Annotated in this window: 18 protein-coding genes; 6 read left to right on the forward strand and 12 right to left on the reverse strand. The window is 32.3% G+C overall.

Annotation, left to right across the window (positions count from 1 at the left end; genetic code table 11):
* The first annotated feature begins 376 nt into the window (after positions 1 to 376).
* Genes RH82_RS08630 through RH82_RS08640 form a run of 3 tightly spaced genes read left to right on the forward strand, consistent with a single transcriptional unit; the run spans position 377 to position 4,873 of the window.
* Positions 377 to 1,585: an NAD(P)-dependent oxidoreductase gene (locus tag RH82_RS08630; RefSeq protein WP_034060019.1), complete on the forward strand. Its 1,209-nt coding sequence runs from the start codon at positions 377 to 379 to the stop codon at positions 1,583 to 1,585.
* 21 nt (positions 1,586 to 1,606) lie between these two features.
* Complete coding sequence (locus RH82_RS08635; RefSeq protein ID WP_034059905.1) at positions 1,607 to 2,425, forward strand: SDR family NAD(P)-dependent oxidoreductase; 819 nt, start codon at positions 1,607 to 1,609, stop codon at positions 2,423 to 2,425.
* Between the two features lie 60 nt (positions 2,426 to 2,485).
* On the forward strand, positions 2,486 to 4,873 hold the full coding sequence (locus tag RH82_RS08640) for a carboxypeptidase-like regulatory domain-containing protein (protein ID WP_034059907.1): 2,388 nt from the start codon (positions 2,486 to 2,488) through the stop codon (positions 4,871 to 4,873).
* A 69-nt stretch (positions 4,874 to 4,942) separates the two neighbouring features.
* Here the strand turns inward: RH82_RS08640 and RH82_RS17810 are convergent, their stop codons facing one another.
* The 10 genes from RH82_RS17810 to RH82_RS08685 form a co-directional block, all read right to left on the reverse strand.
* The gene (locus RH82_RS17810) at positions 4,943 to 6,832 is read right to left on the reverse strand and encodes a TlpA family protein disulfide reductase (protein ID WP_052158274.1); all 1,890 of its coding nucleotides are present in this window, start codon (positions 6,830 to 6,832) and stop codon (positions 4,943 to 4,945) included.
* A 62-nt stretch (positions 6,833 to 6,894) separates the two neighbouring features.
* Positions 6,895 to 7,620: a DUF1361 domain-containing protein gene (locus RH82_RS08650; protein ID WP_052158275.1), complete on the reverse strand. Its 726-nt coding sequence runs from the start codon at positions 7,618 to 7,620 to the stop codon at positions 6,895 to 6,897.
* Positions 7,610 to 8,002, reverse strand: a complete 393-nt coding sequence (locus RH82_RS08655; RefSeq protein ID WP_034060023.1) for a ribosomal maturation YjgA family protein — start codon at positions 8,000 to 8,002, stop codon at positions 7,610 to 7,612. Before RH82_RS08655 ends, RH82_RS08650 begins: the two co-directional genes overlap by 11 nt.
* A gap of 311 nt (positions 8,003 to 8,313) precedes the next feature.
* Positions 8,314 to 8,589, reverse strand: a complete 276-nt coding sequence (locus RH82_RS17815) for a hypothetical protein (protein WP_052158277.1) — start codon at positions 8,587 to 8,589, stop codon at positions 8,314 to 8,316.
* Position 8,590: 1 nt separating this feature from the next.
* Positions 8,591 to 9,082, reverse strand: coding sequence for a Coq4 family protein (locus RH82_RS08665; RefSeq protein ID WP_034059909.1), 492 nt, complete (start codon positions 9,080 to 9,082; stop codon positions 8,591 to 8,593).
* The gene (locus RH82_RS18380; RefSeq protein WP_156112443.1) at positions 9,079 to 9,453 is read right to left on the reverse strand and encodes a hypothetical protein; all 375 of its coding nucleotides are present in this window, start codon (positions 9,451 to 9,453) and stop codon (positions 9,079 to 9,081) included. The genes RH82_RS08665 and RH82_RS18380 overlap by 4 nt, the downstream gene beginning before the upstream one ends.
* Positions 9,453 to 10,856: a DUF4153 domain-containing protein gene (locus RH82_RS08670; protein ID WP_052158278.1), complete on the reverse strand. Its 1,404-nt coding sequence runs from the start codon at positions 10,854 to 10,856 to the stop codon at positions 9,453 to 9,455. The genes RH82_RS18380 and RH82_RS08670 overlap by 1 nt, the downstream gene beginning before the upstream one ends.
* A gap of 141 nt (positions 10,857 to 10,997) precedes the next feature.
* Complete coding sequence (locus RH82_RS08675; RefSeq protein WP_034059911.1) at positions 10,998 to 11,291, reverse strand: winged helix-turn-helix domain-containing protein; 294 nt, start codon at positions 11,289 to 11,291, stop codon at positions 10,998 to 11,000.
* A 35-nt stretch (positions 11,292 to 11,326) separates the two neighbouring features.
* A complete protein-coding gene (locus tag RH82_RS08680; RefSeq protein ID WP_034059913.1) occupies positions 11,327 to 11,659 on the reverse strand; it encodes a hypothetical protein in 333 nt (110 codons plus the stop codon).
* The gene (locus tag RH82_RS08685) at positions 11,656 to 12,264 is read right to left on the reverse strand and encodes a hypothetical protein (protein WP_034059916.1); all 609 of its coding nucleotides are present in this window, start codon (positions 12,262 to 12,264) and stop codon (positions 11,656 to 11,658) included. The genes RH82_RS08680 and RH82_RS08685 overlap by 4 nt, the downstream gene beginning before the upstream one ends.
* A gap of 102 nt (positions 12,265 to 12,366) precedes the next feature.
* Here RH82_RS08685 and RH82_RS08690 point away from each other — a divergent pair, with 102 nt between their 5' ends.
* Together RH82_RS08690 and RH82_RS08695 are read left to right on the forward strand one after the other, a co-directional pair.
* Complete coding sequence (locus RH82_RS08690) at positions 12,367 to 12,732, forward strand: hypothetical protein (RefSeq protein ID WP_034059917.1); 366 nt, start codon at positions 12,367 to 12,369, stop codon at positions 12,730 to 12,732.
* A complete protein-coding gene (locus RH82_RS08695) occupies positions 12,733 to 13,101 on the forward strand; it encodes a DUF1801 domain-containing protein (RefSeq protein WP_034059918.1) in 369 nt (122 codons plus the stop codon). It begins immediately after the preceding gene.
* Between the two features lie 398 nt (positions 13,102 to 13,499).
* On the opposite strand, the gene kdsA is transcribed toward RH82_RS08695, so the two are convergent.
* Complete coding sequence (kdsA, locus tag RH82_RS08700; RefSeq protein ID WP_034059919.1) at positions 13,500 to 14,318, reverse strand: 3-deoxy-8-phosphooctulonate synthase; 819 nt, start codon at positions 14,316 to 14,318, stop codon at positions 13,500 to 13,502.
* 61 nt (positions 14,319 to 14,379) lie between these two features.
* A complete protein-coding gene (locus RH82_RS08705) occupies positions 14,380 to 14,739 on the reverse strand; it encodes a hypothetical protein (RefSeq protein ID WP_034059920.1) in 360 nt (119 codons plus the stop codon).
* A gap of 573 nt (positions 14,740 to 15,312) precedes the next feature.
* On the opposite strand from RH82_RS08705, the gene typA reads away from it, so the two are divergent.
* Positions 15,313 to 17,112, forward strand: a complete 1,800-nt coding sequence (gene typA / locus RH82_RS08710; protein WP_034059922.1) for a translational GTPase TypA — start codon at positions 15,313 to 15,315, stop codon at positions 17,110 to 17,112.
* The last annotated feature ends 69 nt before the right edge of the window (positions 17,113 to 17,181 follow it).

A 17,181-nucleotide genomic window follows, 5' to 3' on the forward strand; every position in this document is an offset into this window, starting at 1 on the left:
AAAATGGGTCAGGCTTTCCGCTATATCTTTTGCTGAAAAAAGCAAAAGGATGCCGCTTCAATCCTTAACGCATCTACCAAGAAACATTATAAAAAGCTTCAAGGACTGCAAAATTACTAAAAATATTAATTCAAAAGCCATACCAAACACCTTTTTTTATAGAATTCAACTAGACTTATTGTTTTAAACCGAAAAGTTTCGCTTTTGTGTTGTAATGAAGTTGTTTTTTATAAATATAGCATCGTTAAGTTGATAAAAAAGAGCAAAATTAGAATTCAAAATTGGGATTTTGCAGAAAAAGAAAAAGTCTAGTTCAGTTCATTTGCGAAACCCTAATTATAAAAGTATTTTAGCAGAAACAAACAGATCCTTCCAAATGAAATTCGCCATAATTAAAGAACGTAAAAATCCACCAGATCGTCGTGTGGTTTTTTCTCCTCAAGATTTAACAACTTTAAAAAATAAATTTTCTGATGCTGAGATTGTTGTAGAGTCTTCAGATATTCGTGTGTTTAGTGATTCAGATTATCAAGACTCGGGTATTAATGTTTCAGAAGATGTTTCAGATGCAGATGTTATGTTTGGTGTAAAAGAAGTGCCAATGGATGCTTTAATTCCCAATAAAAAGTATTTTTTCTTCAGTCATACTATTAAAAAACAACCATATAATAGAACGCTTCTAAAAGCCGTTTTAACAAAAAACATCGAGCTATACGATCACGAAACAATTGTAAAGCAAAATGGAGCTAGGCTAATTGGTTTTGGACGTTATGCTGGTTTGGTTGGCGCATATAATGGGTTTAGAGCTTTAGGATTGCGTGATAAATTATTCAACTTACCAAAAGTAGAAACACTAAGAGATCTTGATGCTGTGAAAGCGGAACTCGATAAAATAAAATTGCCTAATATTAAAATACTACTTACCGGAACAGGTAAAGTGGCTAAAGGCGCTAAAGAAATATTAGATCATTTAAAAATAAAAGATATTAGTGATGCGTTATACTTAACAAGCGATTTTACAGAACCAGTATACTGTATGGTAGATGTTATGGAATATGCAAAACGAAAGGATGGTAAAGTAGGCGATAAGTTTGCCTTTTATAAGGATGCAACAAACTACGAAAGTAATTTTATGCCGTATGCAAAAGTAACAGATTTCTTTATTGCTGGTCATTTTTATGGCGATGGAGCCCCTTATTTGTTTACAAGAGCAGAGGCAAAGCATCCCGAATTTAAAATTAATTTGGTTGCCGATATTTCTTGCGATATCGATGGTCCTGTTGCAAGTACTATTAGACCTTCTACCATAGCAGATCCTTTTTATGGCTACGATGCGTTAACAGAAAAAGAAGTCGCTTTCGACGCTAAAGGAGCTATTACAATGATGGCTGTAGATAATTTACCTTGCGAATTGCCAAAAGATGCAAGTGAAGGTTTTGGAGATATGTTTTTACAACATGTAATTCCTGCCTTTTTTAACAACGACGAGAATGGTATTTTAAAACGTGCTAGAATGACCACAAGTGAAGGTAAGCTAACACCACGTTTTGCCTATTTGCAAGATTTTGTAGATGGAAAAGAGTAGTGCTAATTATATAAAGTAAATATGCAACAAACAGCAGTAGTAACTGGAGCAGCATCAGGTTTAGGATATGAGTTAATGTTATTATTAGCTAAGGATAATTACAATTTAGTTCTAATAGATATAGATGAAGTAAAGTTAGAATTAATACAATCAGAACTTAAAAAAAACCACAGTTGTAATGTAAATATTATACCTGTCGATTTAAGTGAAAATAATAGTGCAGAAACTGTTTTTACTGCAATAAGAAATATTAAAATAGACGTTCTAGTTAATTGTGCGGGTTTTGGAGTTTATGGTTCTTTTATTAATACCAATTGGAAGCAAGAGTCTTCTATGTTAAATTTGCATATTATTACTATTACACATTTAACAAAACTAGTTTTACAGGGCATGATTAAGCAGAATCAAGGAAAAGTGTTAAATGTATCATCAATAGCCGCATTTCAACCTGGTCCAATGATGGCTTTGTATTATGCTTCTAAATCTTATTTGCTTTCATTTTCTGAAGCGATAGCAAACGAACTTAAAGACACTGGAGTTTCTGTCACGGTGCTGTGTCCAGGCCCTACTAAAACGTGTTTTCAAGAAGTAGTGTCTAGCACATCTTCAGAAAATAAAATTGGTTTTAATATGGCTTGCCCTAAGGCAGTTGCCGCTTATGGTTATAAAGCAATGTTAAAAGGTCAAGTAGTTGCAATTCCAGGAGTACTTAATAAGATTTTAGCAAATTTGCCACGCTTTTTAACTAGAAACAGAACAACATCGATTGTTAGAAAGATTCAAGAAAAAAATAGAGAAAAAACTTCAAATACAGAAGTGTTAATAAACGAAGTTTTATAGATTCTAAATTAGGAGATTTTAAATACTAGTTGTTATATTTATAGCGTTAAATAATAAATTATGAAATTAATAAAATATGTATCCGTCTTAGCGTTATTATTTACGTTAGCATCTTGCGATAACGATAACAATATACCTTTAAATGAAAGTACTGTAAGTGGAGAAACAAATCCGTTTTTACAAAATTTTGGAAATGCTATTCAAGCGCGGTTTATAGGAACAGTTGTAAACGAAGAAAATAACCCAATCGCTGGTGCTACTATTAACGTAGGTTCTGTGTTTGCAACTACAGATGCTAACGGCGTATTCTCAATAATTAGTGCCACGGTTTATGAGAAATTTGCCGATATTAAAGTCAGTAAATCAGGTTTTATAACTAGCTCACGCGCTTTAGTGCCAACAAATGGTGTAAACCAAATAAAAGTGATGTTGTTAGCTTTGGAACCAGTGGCGACTATATTTGCTGGTCAAGCACTAACTATAGATTTGCCCGATGGAACAGAAATAGATTTTACTGGAGATTTTACAAATCAATTTGGAGGACCATATCAAGGAGAAGTCGATATTATTCTTAAATCATTAAATGTAGATAATGATGATTTTCAACTTATGATGCCAGGGAATTTAACTGCAGAAAACACAGAAGGAGAGTTAAGAGTTTTAGAATCTTACGGAATGATTGCTGTAGAGCTAAGAGGAGAAGGAGGTGAAGTGTTAAATGTCTCTGCAGGAACCCCTACAATCATTAGAATTCCTATAGGTAGTAGCGTTACCAATCCGCCGGCTACAATTCCACTTTGGTATTTTGATATAGATAATGGGTATTGGAAAGAAGAAGGCTTTGCTACTTTAGAGGGGACAAGATACATTGGTGAAGTAACACATTTTAGTTTTTGGAACTGCGATGCACCTTTTGAAACGGTTGATTTTTGTATGACAATTGTAAACGAAAGTGATAATCCTATTCCTAATATTTTAGTACAGTTAGAAAGAGATGCTTCTGGTTGGTCTTCTACAACTTCTGGTTATACAGATGAAAATGGATTAGTTTGTGGTTTAGCTCCAGCAAATGAAACACTAACATTAGTTATTCCAGATTTTGGGTGCTTGAATAATGATTTTTCAACTTCATTAGGGCCCTATTCTGAAGATCAAAATATTACAGTTACTGTTTCAGGTAGTTCTGTATTGATAACTAATTTTACAGCTACTTTTAACGATTGCAATGGTGCTGCTATTACTAATGGGTATCTAGAACTGTTTTATAATAATCAGTCTCAAATAATACCAATTACAGATGGAGCCATTTCTCAGGTAATAGATTATTGTGCAACAGATAATTTTTATTCTATTCAAGCTGTAGATTTAACTAACAGTCAGTCTACTGCAGTTTTTAGTGGAAACTTTACAGTACCAAATACTGACTTAGGAACCGAAATGTCCTGTGTAGATATCATAGATACCGATGCTGATGGTGTTTTTGATATAGACGAAGATAGAAACGGAAATAATAATTTTGATGATGATGATACTGATGCTGATGGCACACCAGATTATCAAGATGAAGACGATGAAGGTGATGGCATAAATACAGCAGATGAAGATGCCAATAACGATGGGAATCCAAGGAATGATGATACTGATGATGATGGTGCTCCAGATTATTTAGACGATATTGATAACAATTTAAATATCAGTTTAAATGTTTTTAATGCTGAAGTCTATGAGGTGGGTTGTGATATGAACACGTATATCTATGACTTTTCAATTTATTATGAAAACGGCAATTTCCCAAATTTCACTTTTGGTTATTATGAAACTTTTATCGATGCAGAAAGTGAAACAAATCAATTATCGATGCCTTATACAGCGTTATCTGCAACTTCTATATATGTAAGAGTAACAAGTATCATTACAAATCAAAATACTGTTGCTATAATTACTTTATTGGGTTACCAGGATAGCGATCAAGACGGATTGTTTGATTGTGAAGAAATTGGCGGTCTTGACTTTTTTGATTCTTCATGTAATCCAAACGGAAATATAACAGACCCTAATAATGCAGATACTGATGGTGATGGTTTTAATGATTGTTTAGAATCTAATTTTGGATCAGATCCAAATGATGAAAATAGCGTACCAATTAGCCCTATAATTACCGTGAATGATCTTACTGTTACAGAAGGCGATGAAGGCACTGTAACGGTTACTTTATCTAGTCCGGCAATAGATACTATAGAATTGACTCCGTCATTTGGAGCAAGTGATGTCATTGTTTTAACAGCAATCTTTATTTCTCCTGGGGAATCTTCAGGTAGTTTAGTTCTTGTTGCTACAGAAGATACTGTAATAGAAGGAACCGAAACCACTTCCATTACATTTAATATTGATCAAGGTACAGTAGATTCTATAATTCCAGGAACACTTACAATTCTAGATAACGATTAGAGAGTTAAAATTAATTAAAAAAGAGGTGCTTTTGAGTACCTCTTTTTTGTTATAATAAATTCAATATCCTTAAGACTTCAACAGATCTATCATCATATCCATTTCTTGTTTTAGCTTATCGTTATTTCCATTAAAACCAACAGCTCTAAAATTTATTTTTCCACTTGGACCAATAATTATTTTAGTTGGTATTCCTGTAATGCCGTATTTTTTAGCCACTTCATAATCGTTACTATCTTTAACTTTTCCGTCAATTAAAACATGGAAATCGTAGTTATTGTCTGTTATAAATTTAGCAACATCTTTTTCTCTGTTTTTGCCATCTTCAAAAGTATCTACAAATAGTAACACTACATCTTCGTTGTCTTTATATTTTTCTACAACTTGCTGCATACTTGGGAAAGACGCTTTACAAGGGCCACACCAAGTTGCCCAGAAATCTAAAATCACCGTTTTTCCTTTTAAACTTGCTAATGCAATGTCTTCGCCATCTAAGTTTTTAAGTGTAAACTGTGGTGCGTCTTCATCAAGCATAGATTCTTTGAGTTCTGCTAATTCTCTATCATGATTTATTTTGTCGATACCAGAAAGAATAGTTTCAAAATCTTTAGCGTCTGGGTTTAGAGAAGAGTATGCAGTTTTGTACGCCGCTTTCATTTTACTAGAACCATTGCCTTCACTTAAAAATGCTTTTGCTTTATCGGTAGCTAACTTATATTGCTTGTCTGTTACTAAAAATTCAATATAGCGATCGTTTACATCACTACTTCTACCATCACCAATGGCTTCAGCTTGGTATTTAATAGCTTCTTTAATGTTGCCTAATTTGTATTGCAGTAAAGCATAAGTATCAGCATACATGCTGTATGTGCTTTCCATACTTTTTACGTATTGCTTTTCTGTATAGTACGTTGGTTTATTAGCGACATCTTTTTTAGCTTCCATTAGTAAATCTAAAGAGGTTTTAGAAAGTTGTGAAGCCATTTCCATATTTTCACCTTTTTCTGCAGCTGGCCAAGCGACACTATTATAAAGTCCTGCTTTATCACTAGCGCCTTTAATTTTACTAGCATAAGTTTTAAAGCCTTCGTGGTCTCCTGCTTTAAACTTTTCAACAGCTATAGCTCTTGCAGCATAAGATAGAGAAGGGATCACACCAAAAGAAGTTTCTATTGTATTAAAAACAGTCTCTTTTTCTGCTAGTGTTTTTGCATCATAAAAATTGTCCATTAAGGATGCTTGTTTTAATTTTCCTTTTGGAAATTTTGTCATTGCAATCTCAGCTATCGAATCTAAACCTTTTGTGTTTCTTAGGTTTCCGTAAATGTTTCGTATTTGACTATAGTCTTCTTCAGATAATTCTTTTTTAGAAGCTAATTCTGCCAACATTGTACTTGCTAATGCTTTTCCTTTTTTGCTATCACTTCTTATCACATTGCTTAAATACCTAATACCCCAAAGTGCTTTAAGTTCTGGGTTTGCAGTAAGATCGGCTTCCATTGCTTCTGCTAACGCATCTGCATCGCCTTCTAATCCATAGCTTTGGCCATTGCCAGATCTAAAGGCTTCTATACTAGAATTACTTCCAATAATAGCATTTCCGGCCTTATCTAAAACAGGAAATAGATAGCCTTTTTTATCATTATTTAAATAGTCTCCATCTACCTTTAAATTTAAAGCAATAGCAGAAACAGAATCTGGAATTGAAAGTGTTGCTTTACCATTTTCGAAATCTAAATCGTACGGATAGGCTTTGTAGCCATTAAGCATATAGTAAAGACCTTCCATGTTTTTGTCTTCACCATTATACGTAATCGTAATTGGTTTATTATGTGTTACTACATCTGTGGACATTTCAAAATCTCCTATTGTTAACGTATTTACAATTTCTTTTTCTTCCGTTTTACAAGAAAAAACAAGGAGCACTAAAAGTAATAAGCCAGCTGGTAAATGTTTCATTTTTTATGTTTTTAGTGTTTATTTATTTCTATAAAATTAGCAAAAGGAAAATTAACAATGTATTAATTAAATGTATTATTTTGATTTTTAGTGTTTAAACGTTTAAAAATAGAATATCCAAGTTGAAGAAATAGGCCAAACGAGACTGTAAATAACCAAACTTCTTTATTCGTAGTAGGATGAAGCACCATGTCGAAAATGGCCCTAAACAGTTGAAGCGGATCGCTTAGTATTTCCCATGAATTATAGCGTAAAAAACGACCAATATAAACACCAAAGGCGGACAAGTAAATGGTAGTTATAATTAGAGTTTTAGCTATTTTTTGGTTAAAAAAATCGAGCAATGCCCTTTTCATCTGAAATAAAGAAAAATAGAATAATAACATACCTGTAATGGCGAACGCGCTAATGACTAAAGTGTCTATCCAAATGTTTTTAAAACTGCTTTTACTTAAATGAAACAAATCGGTAATTATATAGGGCGCATTGGGTAAAAATGCTAGCCAAATAGCAAAAATGAAAAAGAAACTAATTTTATATGTTTTCTTTGTCTCTGATAAATACATTGTAATTACATAAGGAATAATGGCTAAGAATACATTCCATACCAAAAAAAGATAATACAAGGTTTTGGTTATTGAAATTCTTATAAATAGCAGGCCAAAGCTAAAAAGCATCAATAGAAAGATAATAGGAATTGATTGCTCGCTTTTTGGAAATAGAAAGCTATTTATATTAGGCACACCAATCTTTTTGATCAATTTGAGTTCGTGAATCTTAGATTTCATTTTTAATGTGTTTTTTGTTAATGATTATATCTGTAATCAAAGCGAATACAGCACCTAAAGTATAAGCGATGAGGTCCTGAATACTAAAGAAGGTTCCAAAAATTATAGCAATTAACCTGTTGTCTCTTAAATTAAGAAAGTCTAGAATGTTTGCCAATTGTAATAACTCGATTGCAAATGCAATTAATAGCACAATTATAGCGAGTGGCATAGGTTTAATTTTTATAAAGCTTTTAATAAAAGAGTACAATAGGATTACCACTAGAAAGTCTCCAAAAGTGTGCCGTATAAATCCGCCTTTTAATAGCAGTGCAATGGCAATTTCTATAAGCAGTAAAGTGTAAAATACGGCGAAGTAATAGGGTTGAAATGTCGTTTTCATATTTTTTTTAATTTTGATAGTAATAGGTTGTTCGTTTTTGGTGTTTCTTTTATAGGAGAAAATCTTTAGAAGGCACGTTTCATAGTATTGCTCATTTTTTAGCGAAGTAAATAGCACGTTCGTTATGAAACTTTTGAGAAATAATAGTGCACTTGGTTAAACTGAAAATTTTTTAGCTCTAAGCATAGAATCTAAGGTTCTAAAACCAGCGTAGTCCAGTAAAATTTTATGTTCGGGAATCGCTTTTGAAATTAAATCGTTTTTAAAATCTAAAGGTTCATCGTCGTCTTTTCTACTATTGTCTCCACTTATTAAAACAAATTCAGTTTTGCCCGCTTTATAAAATTTTCAGCGGCTTCAAGGCTGTATTTGTAATATAAATTAATACGATTTTCATTGTTGAATGTGCTTGCTTCTATTACTAATTCAATCTTATTTTTAGGCGCTTTTTCTATTTTTGAAAACGTTTTATCGTCAGTATTAAAAATAAAGATACAGTTACATATTACTGCGAATGTTACTATAAGCAAAGTGATTATAGTTAGTCTTTTTGTATATGCAATAAGTTTATTTTCATTCTTTTTCATACTATAAATTTTTAATAATTTGAATTTGTTTTGTAGAAAATATTACGTGACGTAAGGCATCCATATTAGTCTTTAATAAAGGTTTGAAATCTAGGTTATGAAATACGTTTGCTGCTTTACCTATGTGATATGATTTTAAATAATATGTTAAATAATCTGGAAGAATAATGGTGCCCAAAATTACTGCTCCATATAAATACGGACTTCGTTTTCCATTGCCAAAACTTAAATATTGTAATGCAATTTCATCTTCAACTTCTGTGCTATAACCTGTTAAAACATGGTAACAATCGTGACGCTCTACTTTTGGAATAAGCTCGAAATTATTTTGATCTAGAAACAAGCCTAAGTTAAATCCTAAACTTTCTTTAGAACAGGAGAGGAGTTCTGTTTTAGTAATGTCCCAAGGTTTATGGTTTTTGTATATACGTGTGTATATTTTACTAGAAATGGCGAAGAGCCAATTAATAAGTTGTTTTCTTAATTTTTTCATGCCATCTTTTCTTTCGTGAACCAAACCCAAGATTGAGCCGTTGTTATAAAAGCTGAAACTAAAAAACTTATAAAATAGAGTTCGTAATAAGTTGTGGTTGCTCCTAAAGCACATAATCCAAACATTAGTATTATGTAATAAGGGAAACATCTTTTTGCAAGGGAATAGTTGCTTTCATCTTCCTTTTTTAAAAACCAGAAAACAGGACATATGGTTAAAATAATAACTAATGTAACACAAATACAAATGGGTATTATTGATAATAGAACTAAGCCTAATATATCTTGATCAAATTCTTCAGTAAAATTAATTATCCAGAAAACACATGTAGCTAATAGCGTGGATTTCCCTATGTTCGATGGGAGATTCATTAGTTGTATGGTGTTTCGGAGTTATCGTTTTCTTGGAAGTTGGCGAAGGTGTATTCTTGCCAATTTCTAGTGTTGAGTTCTTTTAAGTAGGCTTTGTGTTTTACAAATATGGCTTGATTATTAACGGGGCCTAATGTTCCTTTTTTGCGTAAATTATTTAAGAGAAAAGCATTGTTATTAGAGAGGCGAATAAGGTAATTTACATCTAGAGATACTGCATTATTAATGTTGTATTTAGTAATAAATGAGTCCCAATTAACTGTGCTTAATCCAATGAGTAAAACAAAAGCGACTTGTGTGTTCATTCTAAAAAGGAACAATAGATTTTTAGTCTGAAGCACTTTTAAGAAGGTTGTAATAAGTCCAATAAACGTTAGTAAAAGATAGATGTAAACACCAACACGTTTATAGGTAAAGCCATAAGCTGTGACGTAGTGGTTGTTTTTTAACGCAATAAGAATGACTAAAGCAGCATTCAAAATAATCCAAGCAAAAGACAAATTTTTCAGAGCTTGAGTGTCTTTATAGAAATTAAGGTTTCCACGAAAAAAATACAGAATGATAACAATAGCTATTATAATTGAAGCTATTAGTGCATTAATACCGCTATGAACCTGGCTTGAAAGCACAACAGCATTTGATGTCGTTCCCGAATTGAGTGCAATAATATCTGTAACCAAATAGAAAACAATTAGTACATTTAGTAATAACATGAGTGTTGTGCCTAATTGTTTTTCTTTTTTTAAATTTTCTTCTGAAAAGTTTTCAGTTTGAATAAGTGTATTCCCAGTTTCTAAATCAGATGTTGTAGCACTTTCTACTTGAACAGGATTAATAATATTGTTGAATAAATAATAGCCTAAAACCGAAAATAAAACCCATTGTAGATTGATGAATTTAAAATTAATTTTAGAGATTAAATCATTAAAAACAGTGTTTCCATTTTTATAAAGTAAAATAAATACGATGCTAAAAATTAACGGAATGCCAATTAGTTTTACCCATTGTAAAATATCTATATCTTGTTTTAGTTTGGGTTGTTCTTTCTTTTCATCATAATCAAAATTACGATGAAAAAATCCGGCAGTAGTTGTATAAATGCCATTTAGCCAGTTTACAAAAACTGAAGATTTGGATTGGCTAATACTACCTACTAAAGTGAAAAAAGCAATACAATTGGTGATAATAGCTACAATAGAATTTTGAAAAAACACTAAAACAGCAGTTATTATGTATAGGCCGGCATACATTAATATTGTTTTATTTTTAAAAGTGTTGGGATTTCCAATAATTAAAATAACAAGTGCTAAAAGGCTAAAAAGTGATAAGTTTAAACCTATACTTTGACCATAAAATAAAGTGCTAAATAAAAGAGACGAGATAATGATGATTGTTTGTTTCATGAGTTTATATTTATTGTTTTTTAAGGGCGCATGTAGTGTGCTTGTAAATTTTTTTTAGGTGATTTAATTTTTAAAAGACTTGTGTTATAAGTTGTGTTAAAAGTACTTTGAAATACAAAGTGAATATGTAAAAAAAAGGATCTAAGTTTTATGTATTAATTTTTCTAGGGCGTTAATGTGTTTTTTGAATTCTGCTTTTCCTAACGGAGTAGTGCTATATCGTGTGTTTGGTTTTTTTCCAATAAACTGTTTCTCAATTTTAATATATTCAGCTTTTTCTAGTCCCTTAGTGTGGCTGGCTAAGTTACCGTCGGTTGCGCCTAATAGTTCTTTAAGCATATTAAAATCGGCATATTCATTCACCATTAATATAGACATAATGCCTAACCTAATTCTGTGATCGAATAATTTATTTATGTTCGTTATTATGCTCATATTACTTCCTGCGAATACAGGAATCTAATTTGTTTTTACTGTTTTCGTTTACTATAATCAATCTCATTATCATCAATACTTTTAATTTTTCTAAATAGAAAAGTTATGCCGTAAGTAAAGCAACCAATTATTATCGAAAAAGGAATTAATACTATAGCACCTTGTTTCGTTGTTTTACGCGTAGTCTGTTGCTTAGCAGTTGCTGCAGAGTTTTTTGTTATTTCTTTGCCATCAATTATACCATTTTTGTCTGTATCGTAGAACGCAACACGGTCATCAAATTTAATGTTCGAATAGTAAGTATAAAGCATACCACAAGAGTAAACTAAAAGGGTTGCTATTATGGCTATTTTCAGTGTTTTACTCATTTTGTATCGTATTTTAAATGCATTATTGTACCATATATTATGTGCATGACACCAAAGCCAAGTACCCAAAAATAAAAACCAAAACTAGGCATTAAAGCGCAGATTAGGCCTAAAATAATCTCAGTATAGCCTAAATATTTAATGTCTCCAATACTATATTTCGATGCGCTCACTAATGCTAGTCCATAAAAAATAAGCATGAGAGCAGCGGTATGCCCATAGCGTGCTTGATTTAATATAATCAATATATAAAGTCCACCAACGAGTAAAGGAATGAGAAAATTAAAAAGTAACCGTTTGGAAGAGATATCCCAAATTTTTTCACCAGTCTTCTTTGCTTTTCTTGTCGTTAAATAAATGCCAGTAATAATACTCAAGGACGCAACGCCAGCTAATATTGCAACGCATATTTTAAAAATAGTGTCATCTAGAAGTAAGTCAGTGCTATAAGAATTAGTTACAATATAATAGGCGGCAGCTGCACCAATTAAGGCATAAACACCAGCTAAAATTCCAGATAAACCACTTAACGATATAAAGCGTGAACTTTTGTTCATCAAGTTTTTAATCTCGCTAATGTCTTTTAAATAATCTTTGTTGTTCATGATAAAGTACTTTGAAATACAAAGTAATATAAAATAATTCATTCTCGCAAGTAAATTGTTTCTCAATATTTAGTAAATTTATATTCTAAACTTAAAAATACAATGGGATTATTATTTGCAATTGCAAACATTTGTGGAGGACTTTTATTAGGACTAACAACATTAGACAAATGGGATGGCGAAAAAAACTTTTTTAATAAAATCGCAGGTTTTTTAGCGCCTTTCCAAACGGTTATAGGTGGTGTCCTGGTCGTTTTAGGTTTGTTAAGTGTAATAAGAAGCGGTGGATTAATTGGTGCTATTTATAGTGTCGCTAGTATTCTTGGTGGACTTTTATTACTAACAGATGTATTTAGTAAGGTGCCAGCGTTAGAAGATGCTTTGAGAAAAATATCAGATAAATTGATGCCTTTTAAGGCAATAATTGGAATTTGTTTAATAGTAATTGGTCTTCTTAGACTGTTTTAATTGAATCCAGCAGAAGATTACATACTAGGCCAACCAGAACCATACCGTACTATCTTATTACACGTTCAGGTTATTATAGAACATACAATTCATGAAGCTGAATTAAAATACAAATGGCGCATTCCATGCTATTATGTTGGTAAGCGTCCCGTTTGTTATCTTAATGCGAGCCATAAAAATCAATTTGTAGATGTTGCGTTTTGGCATTCTAGTTATATCACTAAATACACAGAACATTTAGTAGATGAAAAACGTAAGGTTGTAAAATCTTTGCGTTACAAAACGTTAGATGATGTAAATGATACTGTTCTAATTTCTATTTTGAAACAAGTTAATAGTAATAAAGAGTCTGGTTTTTATAAGAAGTAATACTGTCATTCCTGCCTAGGCAGAAGTCCACAAAAAACAACTTGATGACAATGGATTCCTTTCTTACTAAAATGAATTCAGCACAAGTAGCAGGAATGACAAAACTTACTGCATTGATTTCGGTGCCCGTATTAGGGTTGATAAAAAACTGCTAAAATTATGAGACCCATTGCAATACGGTGGGTTCTTAGTTAATTTACAAGTGCATAAATAGGCTGTTTTGTCTTCTTCAACAGAAAATTTCATTGAAGGCGTTGCTTCTGCTTTTCTATGCGACCCATTGCAAAATGGCTGATCGTCACCATGACCACAAGTACACCAAGAATAGTTTTTTCCTGCTTCTAATTCGCATTTAATTGGCGCATCGCCACCTCTTATGTTATTTTCTTTCTAATCTCCTAAAGTGTATTAACTAACTTTCTAATAGCGACCAAATTAGTCATTAAACCTTCTAAATTATCTAAATGCAACATATTGGCACCATCACTTTTTGCATTTGCAGGATCAAAATGCGTTTCTATAAATATACCATCTACGTTATTTACAATGCCCGCACGTGCAATGGTTTCTATCATATCTGGTCTTCCGCCTGTAACTCCAGCACTTTGGTTTGGCTGTTGTAGCGAATGTGTAACATCTAAAACTGTTGGTGCAAATTCGCGCATGGTTGGAATACCTCTAAAATCTACTATCATATCTTGGTAGCCAAACATGGTACCGCGATCTGTAATCCAAGCCTTATCGCTTCCAGCATCTTTTACTTTTTGCACAGCGTGTTTCATCGCTTCCGGACTCATAAACTGTCCTTTTTTAAGATTGACTACTTTTCCTGTTTTTGCAGCAGCAACCACTAAATCTGTTTGGCGCACTAAAAATGCAGGTATTTGTAAAACATCTACATATTGCGCAGCTTTTGCAGCATCGCTTACTTCGTGAATGTCTGTAACTGTAGGAACGTCGAATTTTTCTGAAACTTTAGCCAGAATCTCTAATGCTTTCTCGTCTCCAATACCTGTAAAACTGTCAATGCGACTTCTATTCGCTTTTCTAAAACTGCCTTTAAAAATGTAAGGGATTTCTAATGTATTACTAATTTCTAAAACACGTTCTGCAATTCTAAAAGCCATGTCTTCGTTTTCAATAGCACACGGACCGCATAAAAGAAAGAAGTTGTCGCTATTTGTATGTTTTAATTTTGGTATGTCTTGCAGTTTCATGTAATGAGTTTTCAAAAGATTAAAGTACAAAGTTAATCAAATTAATAGGTTACACGACTCTTTAAGATTTTGCTTTTATACCATTTATAAACATCCAAATGGACATCATTAAATTTGAAAGTACAAAGAGACCTCCAATTATTAAAAATGCACTAGTGTTCGCAGACACTTCGGTTATTTTAATAACATCACTTAGATAGGCTAATACAAGATAAAAGGATAGACAAATAAATAGACTGCCAAGAATGATATTTACAACCCTGTTAGGTTTTATGAGTTGCCATATAAATGGAGTAACCAAGAGTAATATTAAGTATGGACTCGCGCCTTCATTGTTTCTAATGTCTAAAAACCAATACACAATAATAGCTGTAAAATAAATATGCGGAACATATTTAGAGAGGTGTTTAATGGATTTCATGATTGGTTTAGTTTCAGTTTACAACGCAAGAATTTATGATTTAGTGTGTTGTTATAGTAATAACTTTTTTTAAAAGTTTATTAGAGATACTCGATACAAAATTTTAAAAAAAAATTCACTCGAAATGATACATTAATGCAAAGAATAAAAAGCAATGTTAAGTTATTTGATTGTGTCACTTCGAGTGATTCTGAGGAATGAAGAATTGTATCGAGAAGTCATTAACTAAGTTCTGAACATGATATGTTACCCCTAAAAATTACTTGAACTATTATTTTGACGCTACTTATTGTCAAATTACATTTAAAATCTTGTAATTACTAAGCTTTGCATTAGGGATTAAGGCTTTGTTGAAGCTCCTCGCAGAGAGCGACTGCCGAAAGCCCGACGTTTTGTTGCTCAGTTACTTACCGTGAAATTGGGCTAAAAATGAGCTTGCAACAAAAGGGAATGCCCACATCTCAATACAATTTTGAAAGTATTCAAAATCACTTGATATGACGTAAATAAATTAAAGTATTATAATTCAATAAAAATTAAGTACCTTTGCACGCTTAAAATAAGGCACAAATTATGGCTAAGATTATTAATATTGCAATTATTGCACACGTAGATCACGGGAAAACAACATTGGTAGATAAGATTATGTATCACTGTCAACTGTTTCGTGAAAACCAGAACACAGGAGATTTAATTCTTGATAATAACGATTTAGAACGTGAACGTGGTATTACCATTACGTCTAAAAATGTTTCTGTTGTTTATAAAGACATAAAAATCAACATTATTGATACACCTGGTCACGCCGATTTTGGAGGTGAAGTAGAGCGTGTATTAAACATGGCTGATGGTGTTGTATTATTAGTTGATGCTTTTGAAGGACCAATGCCTCAAACGCGTTTTGTATTACAAAAGGCAATTGATTTAGGTATAAAACCTCTTGTTGTTATTAATAAAGTAGATAAAGAAAACTGTACACCTGATATTGTACATGAAAAGGTTTTTGACTTAATGTTTGAACTTGGTGCAGAAGAGTGGCAGTTGGATTTTCCAACGGTTTACGGTTCGGCTAAGAATAACTGGATGAGTGACGATTGGAAAAATGAAACTGATAATGTTGAACCATTATTAGATATGGTTATCGAGCATGTTCCAACACCTGTTTTTGAGGAAGGAAATACGCAAATGTTAATTACATCTTTAGATTTCTCTTCTTTTACTGGTCGTATTGCAATTGGTAGATTACAAAGAGGAACGCTTATAGAAGGACAACAAGTTTCTTTAGTAAAAAGAGATGGTACGATTACAAAAACTAAAATAAAAGAAGTATTTATATTTGAAGGTCTAGGCCGTAAACGAGTAGAGAGCGTTCAAACTGGAGATATTTGTGCATTAGTAGGTATTGAAGGTTTCGAAATTGGTGATACAATTGCCGATGTAGAGAATCCTGAAGGTTTAAAATCTATTGCGATAGACGAACCTACAATGAGTATGTTATTTACAATTAACGATTCGCCTTTCTTTGGAAAAGACGGAAAGTATGTAACGTCTCGTCATATTAAAGACCGTTTAGAAAAAGAATTAGAAAAGAATTTAGCACTTAAACTAGGTGAAACTGGTAGTGCAGATAAATTTATGGTTTTTGGTCGTGGAGTATTACACTTATCGGTTTTAATCGAAACGATGCGTCGTGAAGGTTACGAGCTTCAAATTGGACAACCACAGGTAATCATTAAAGAAATTGATGGTGTAAAATGTGAGCCTATTGAAGAGTTAACTATTGACCTTCCAGAAACTGTTTCTGGTAGAGCTGTCGAGTTTGTTACATTAAGAAAAGGAGAATTGCTTTCTATGGAAGCGAAAGGAGATCGTATGATTTGCGAATTCTTAATTCCTTCTCGTGGTATTATTGGTTTACGTAATTTGTTACTTACAGCTACTGCTGGTGAAGCGATTATGGCGCACCGTTATAAAGAATACCAACCTTTAAGAGGTGCTATTGCAGGTCGTATTTCTGGATCTTTAGTATCTATGGAAAATGGTACATCAATTCCTTATTCTATCGATAAATTACAAGATAGAGGTAAGTTTTTTGTTGAACCAGGAGAAAATATTTACGAAGGTCAAGTTATTGGTGAAAACTCTCGTCAAGACGATATGAATATTAACATTACAAAAGCTAAGAAGCAAAGTAATGTACGTTCGTCTGGAGCAGATGATAAAGCTAAAATTGTACCAGCAATTAAATTCTCATTAGAAGAAGCTCTAGAATATATCCAAAAAGATGAGTATGTTGAGGTTACACCAAACCACTTACGTTTACGTAAAATTTGGTTAAAAGAAGCAGATAGAAAAAGAAATAAAATCGCTTAAGATTTTAATCTTTAGATAAATTATATATTAGAAAAAGAGAAATGCTGAAAGGTGTTTCTCTTTTTTTTT

Origin of the sequence: Lacinutrix jangbogonensis, from assembly GCF_000797445.1 — a bacterium.
GTDB lineage: Bacteria > Bacteroidota > Bacteroidia > Flavobacteriales > Flavobacteriaceae > Lacinutrix > Lacinutrix jangbogonensis.

Coding starts and splice junctions, on each gene's coding strand:
- RH82_RS08705 (WP_034059920.1), bottom strand. CDS start 14,739: ATGAAATCCATTAAACACCTCTCTAAATATGTTCCGCATATTTATTTT.
- RH82_RS18380 (WP_156112443.1), bottom strand. CDS start 9,453: ATGAATCTCCCATCGAACATAGGGAAATCCACGCTATTAGCTACATGT.
- RH82_RS08630 (WP_034060019.1), top strand. CDS start 377: ATGAAATTCGCCATAATTAAAGAACGTAAAAATCCACCAGATCGTCGT.
- RH82_RS08675 (WP_034059911.1), bottom strand. CDS start 11,291: ATGAGCATAATAACGAACATAAATAAATTATTCGATCACAGAATTAGG.
- RH82_RS08640 (WP_034059907.1), top strand. CDS start 2,486: ATGAAATTAATAAAATATGTATCCGTCTTAGCGTTATTATTTACGTTA.
- RH82_RS17815 (WP_052158277.1), bottom strand. CDS start 8,589: ATGAAAAAGAATGAAAATAAACTTATTGCATATACAAAAAGACTAACT.
- RH82_RS08685 (WP_034059916.1), bottom strand. CDS start 12,264: ATGAACAACAAAGATTATTTAAAAGACATTAGCGAGATTAAAAACTTG.
- typA (WP_034059922.1), top strand. CDS start 15,313: ATGGCTAAGATTATTAATATTGCAATTATTGCACACGTAGATCACGGG.
- RH82_RS08650 (WP_052158275.1), bottom strand. CDS start 7,620: ATGAAATCTAAGATTCACGAACTCAAATTGATCAAAAAGATTGGTGTG.
- RH82_RS08680 (WP_034059913.1), bottom strand. CDS start 11,659: ATGAGTAAAACACTGAAAATAGCCATAATAGCAACCCTTTTAGTTTAC.
- RH82_RS08635 (WP_034059905.1), top strand. CDS start 1,607: ATGCAACAAACAGCAGTAGTAACTGGAGCAGCATCAGGTTTAGGATAT.
- kdsA (WP_034059919.1), bottom strand. CDS start 14,318: ATGAAACTGCAAGACATACCAAAATTAAAACATACAAATAGCGACAAC.
- RH82_RS17810 (WP_052158274.1), bottom strand. CDS start 6,832: ATGAAACATTTACCAGCTGGCTTATTACTTTTAGTGCTCCTTGTTTTT.
- RH82_RS08655 (WP_034060023.1), bottom strand. CDS start 8,002: ATGAAAACGACATTTCAACCCTATTACTTCGCCGTATTTTACACTTTA.
- RH82_RS08690 (WP_034059917.1), top strand. CDS start 12,367: ATGGGATTATTATTTGCAATTGCAAACATTTGTGGAGGACTTTTATTA.
- RH82_RS08670 (WP_052158278.1), bottom strand. CDS start 10,856: ATGAAACAAACAATCATCATTATCTCGTCTCTTTTATTTAGCACTTTA.
- RH82_RS08665 (WP_034059909.1), bottom strand. CDS start 9,082: ATGAAAAAATTAAGAAAACAACTTATTAATTGGCTCTTCGCCATTTCT.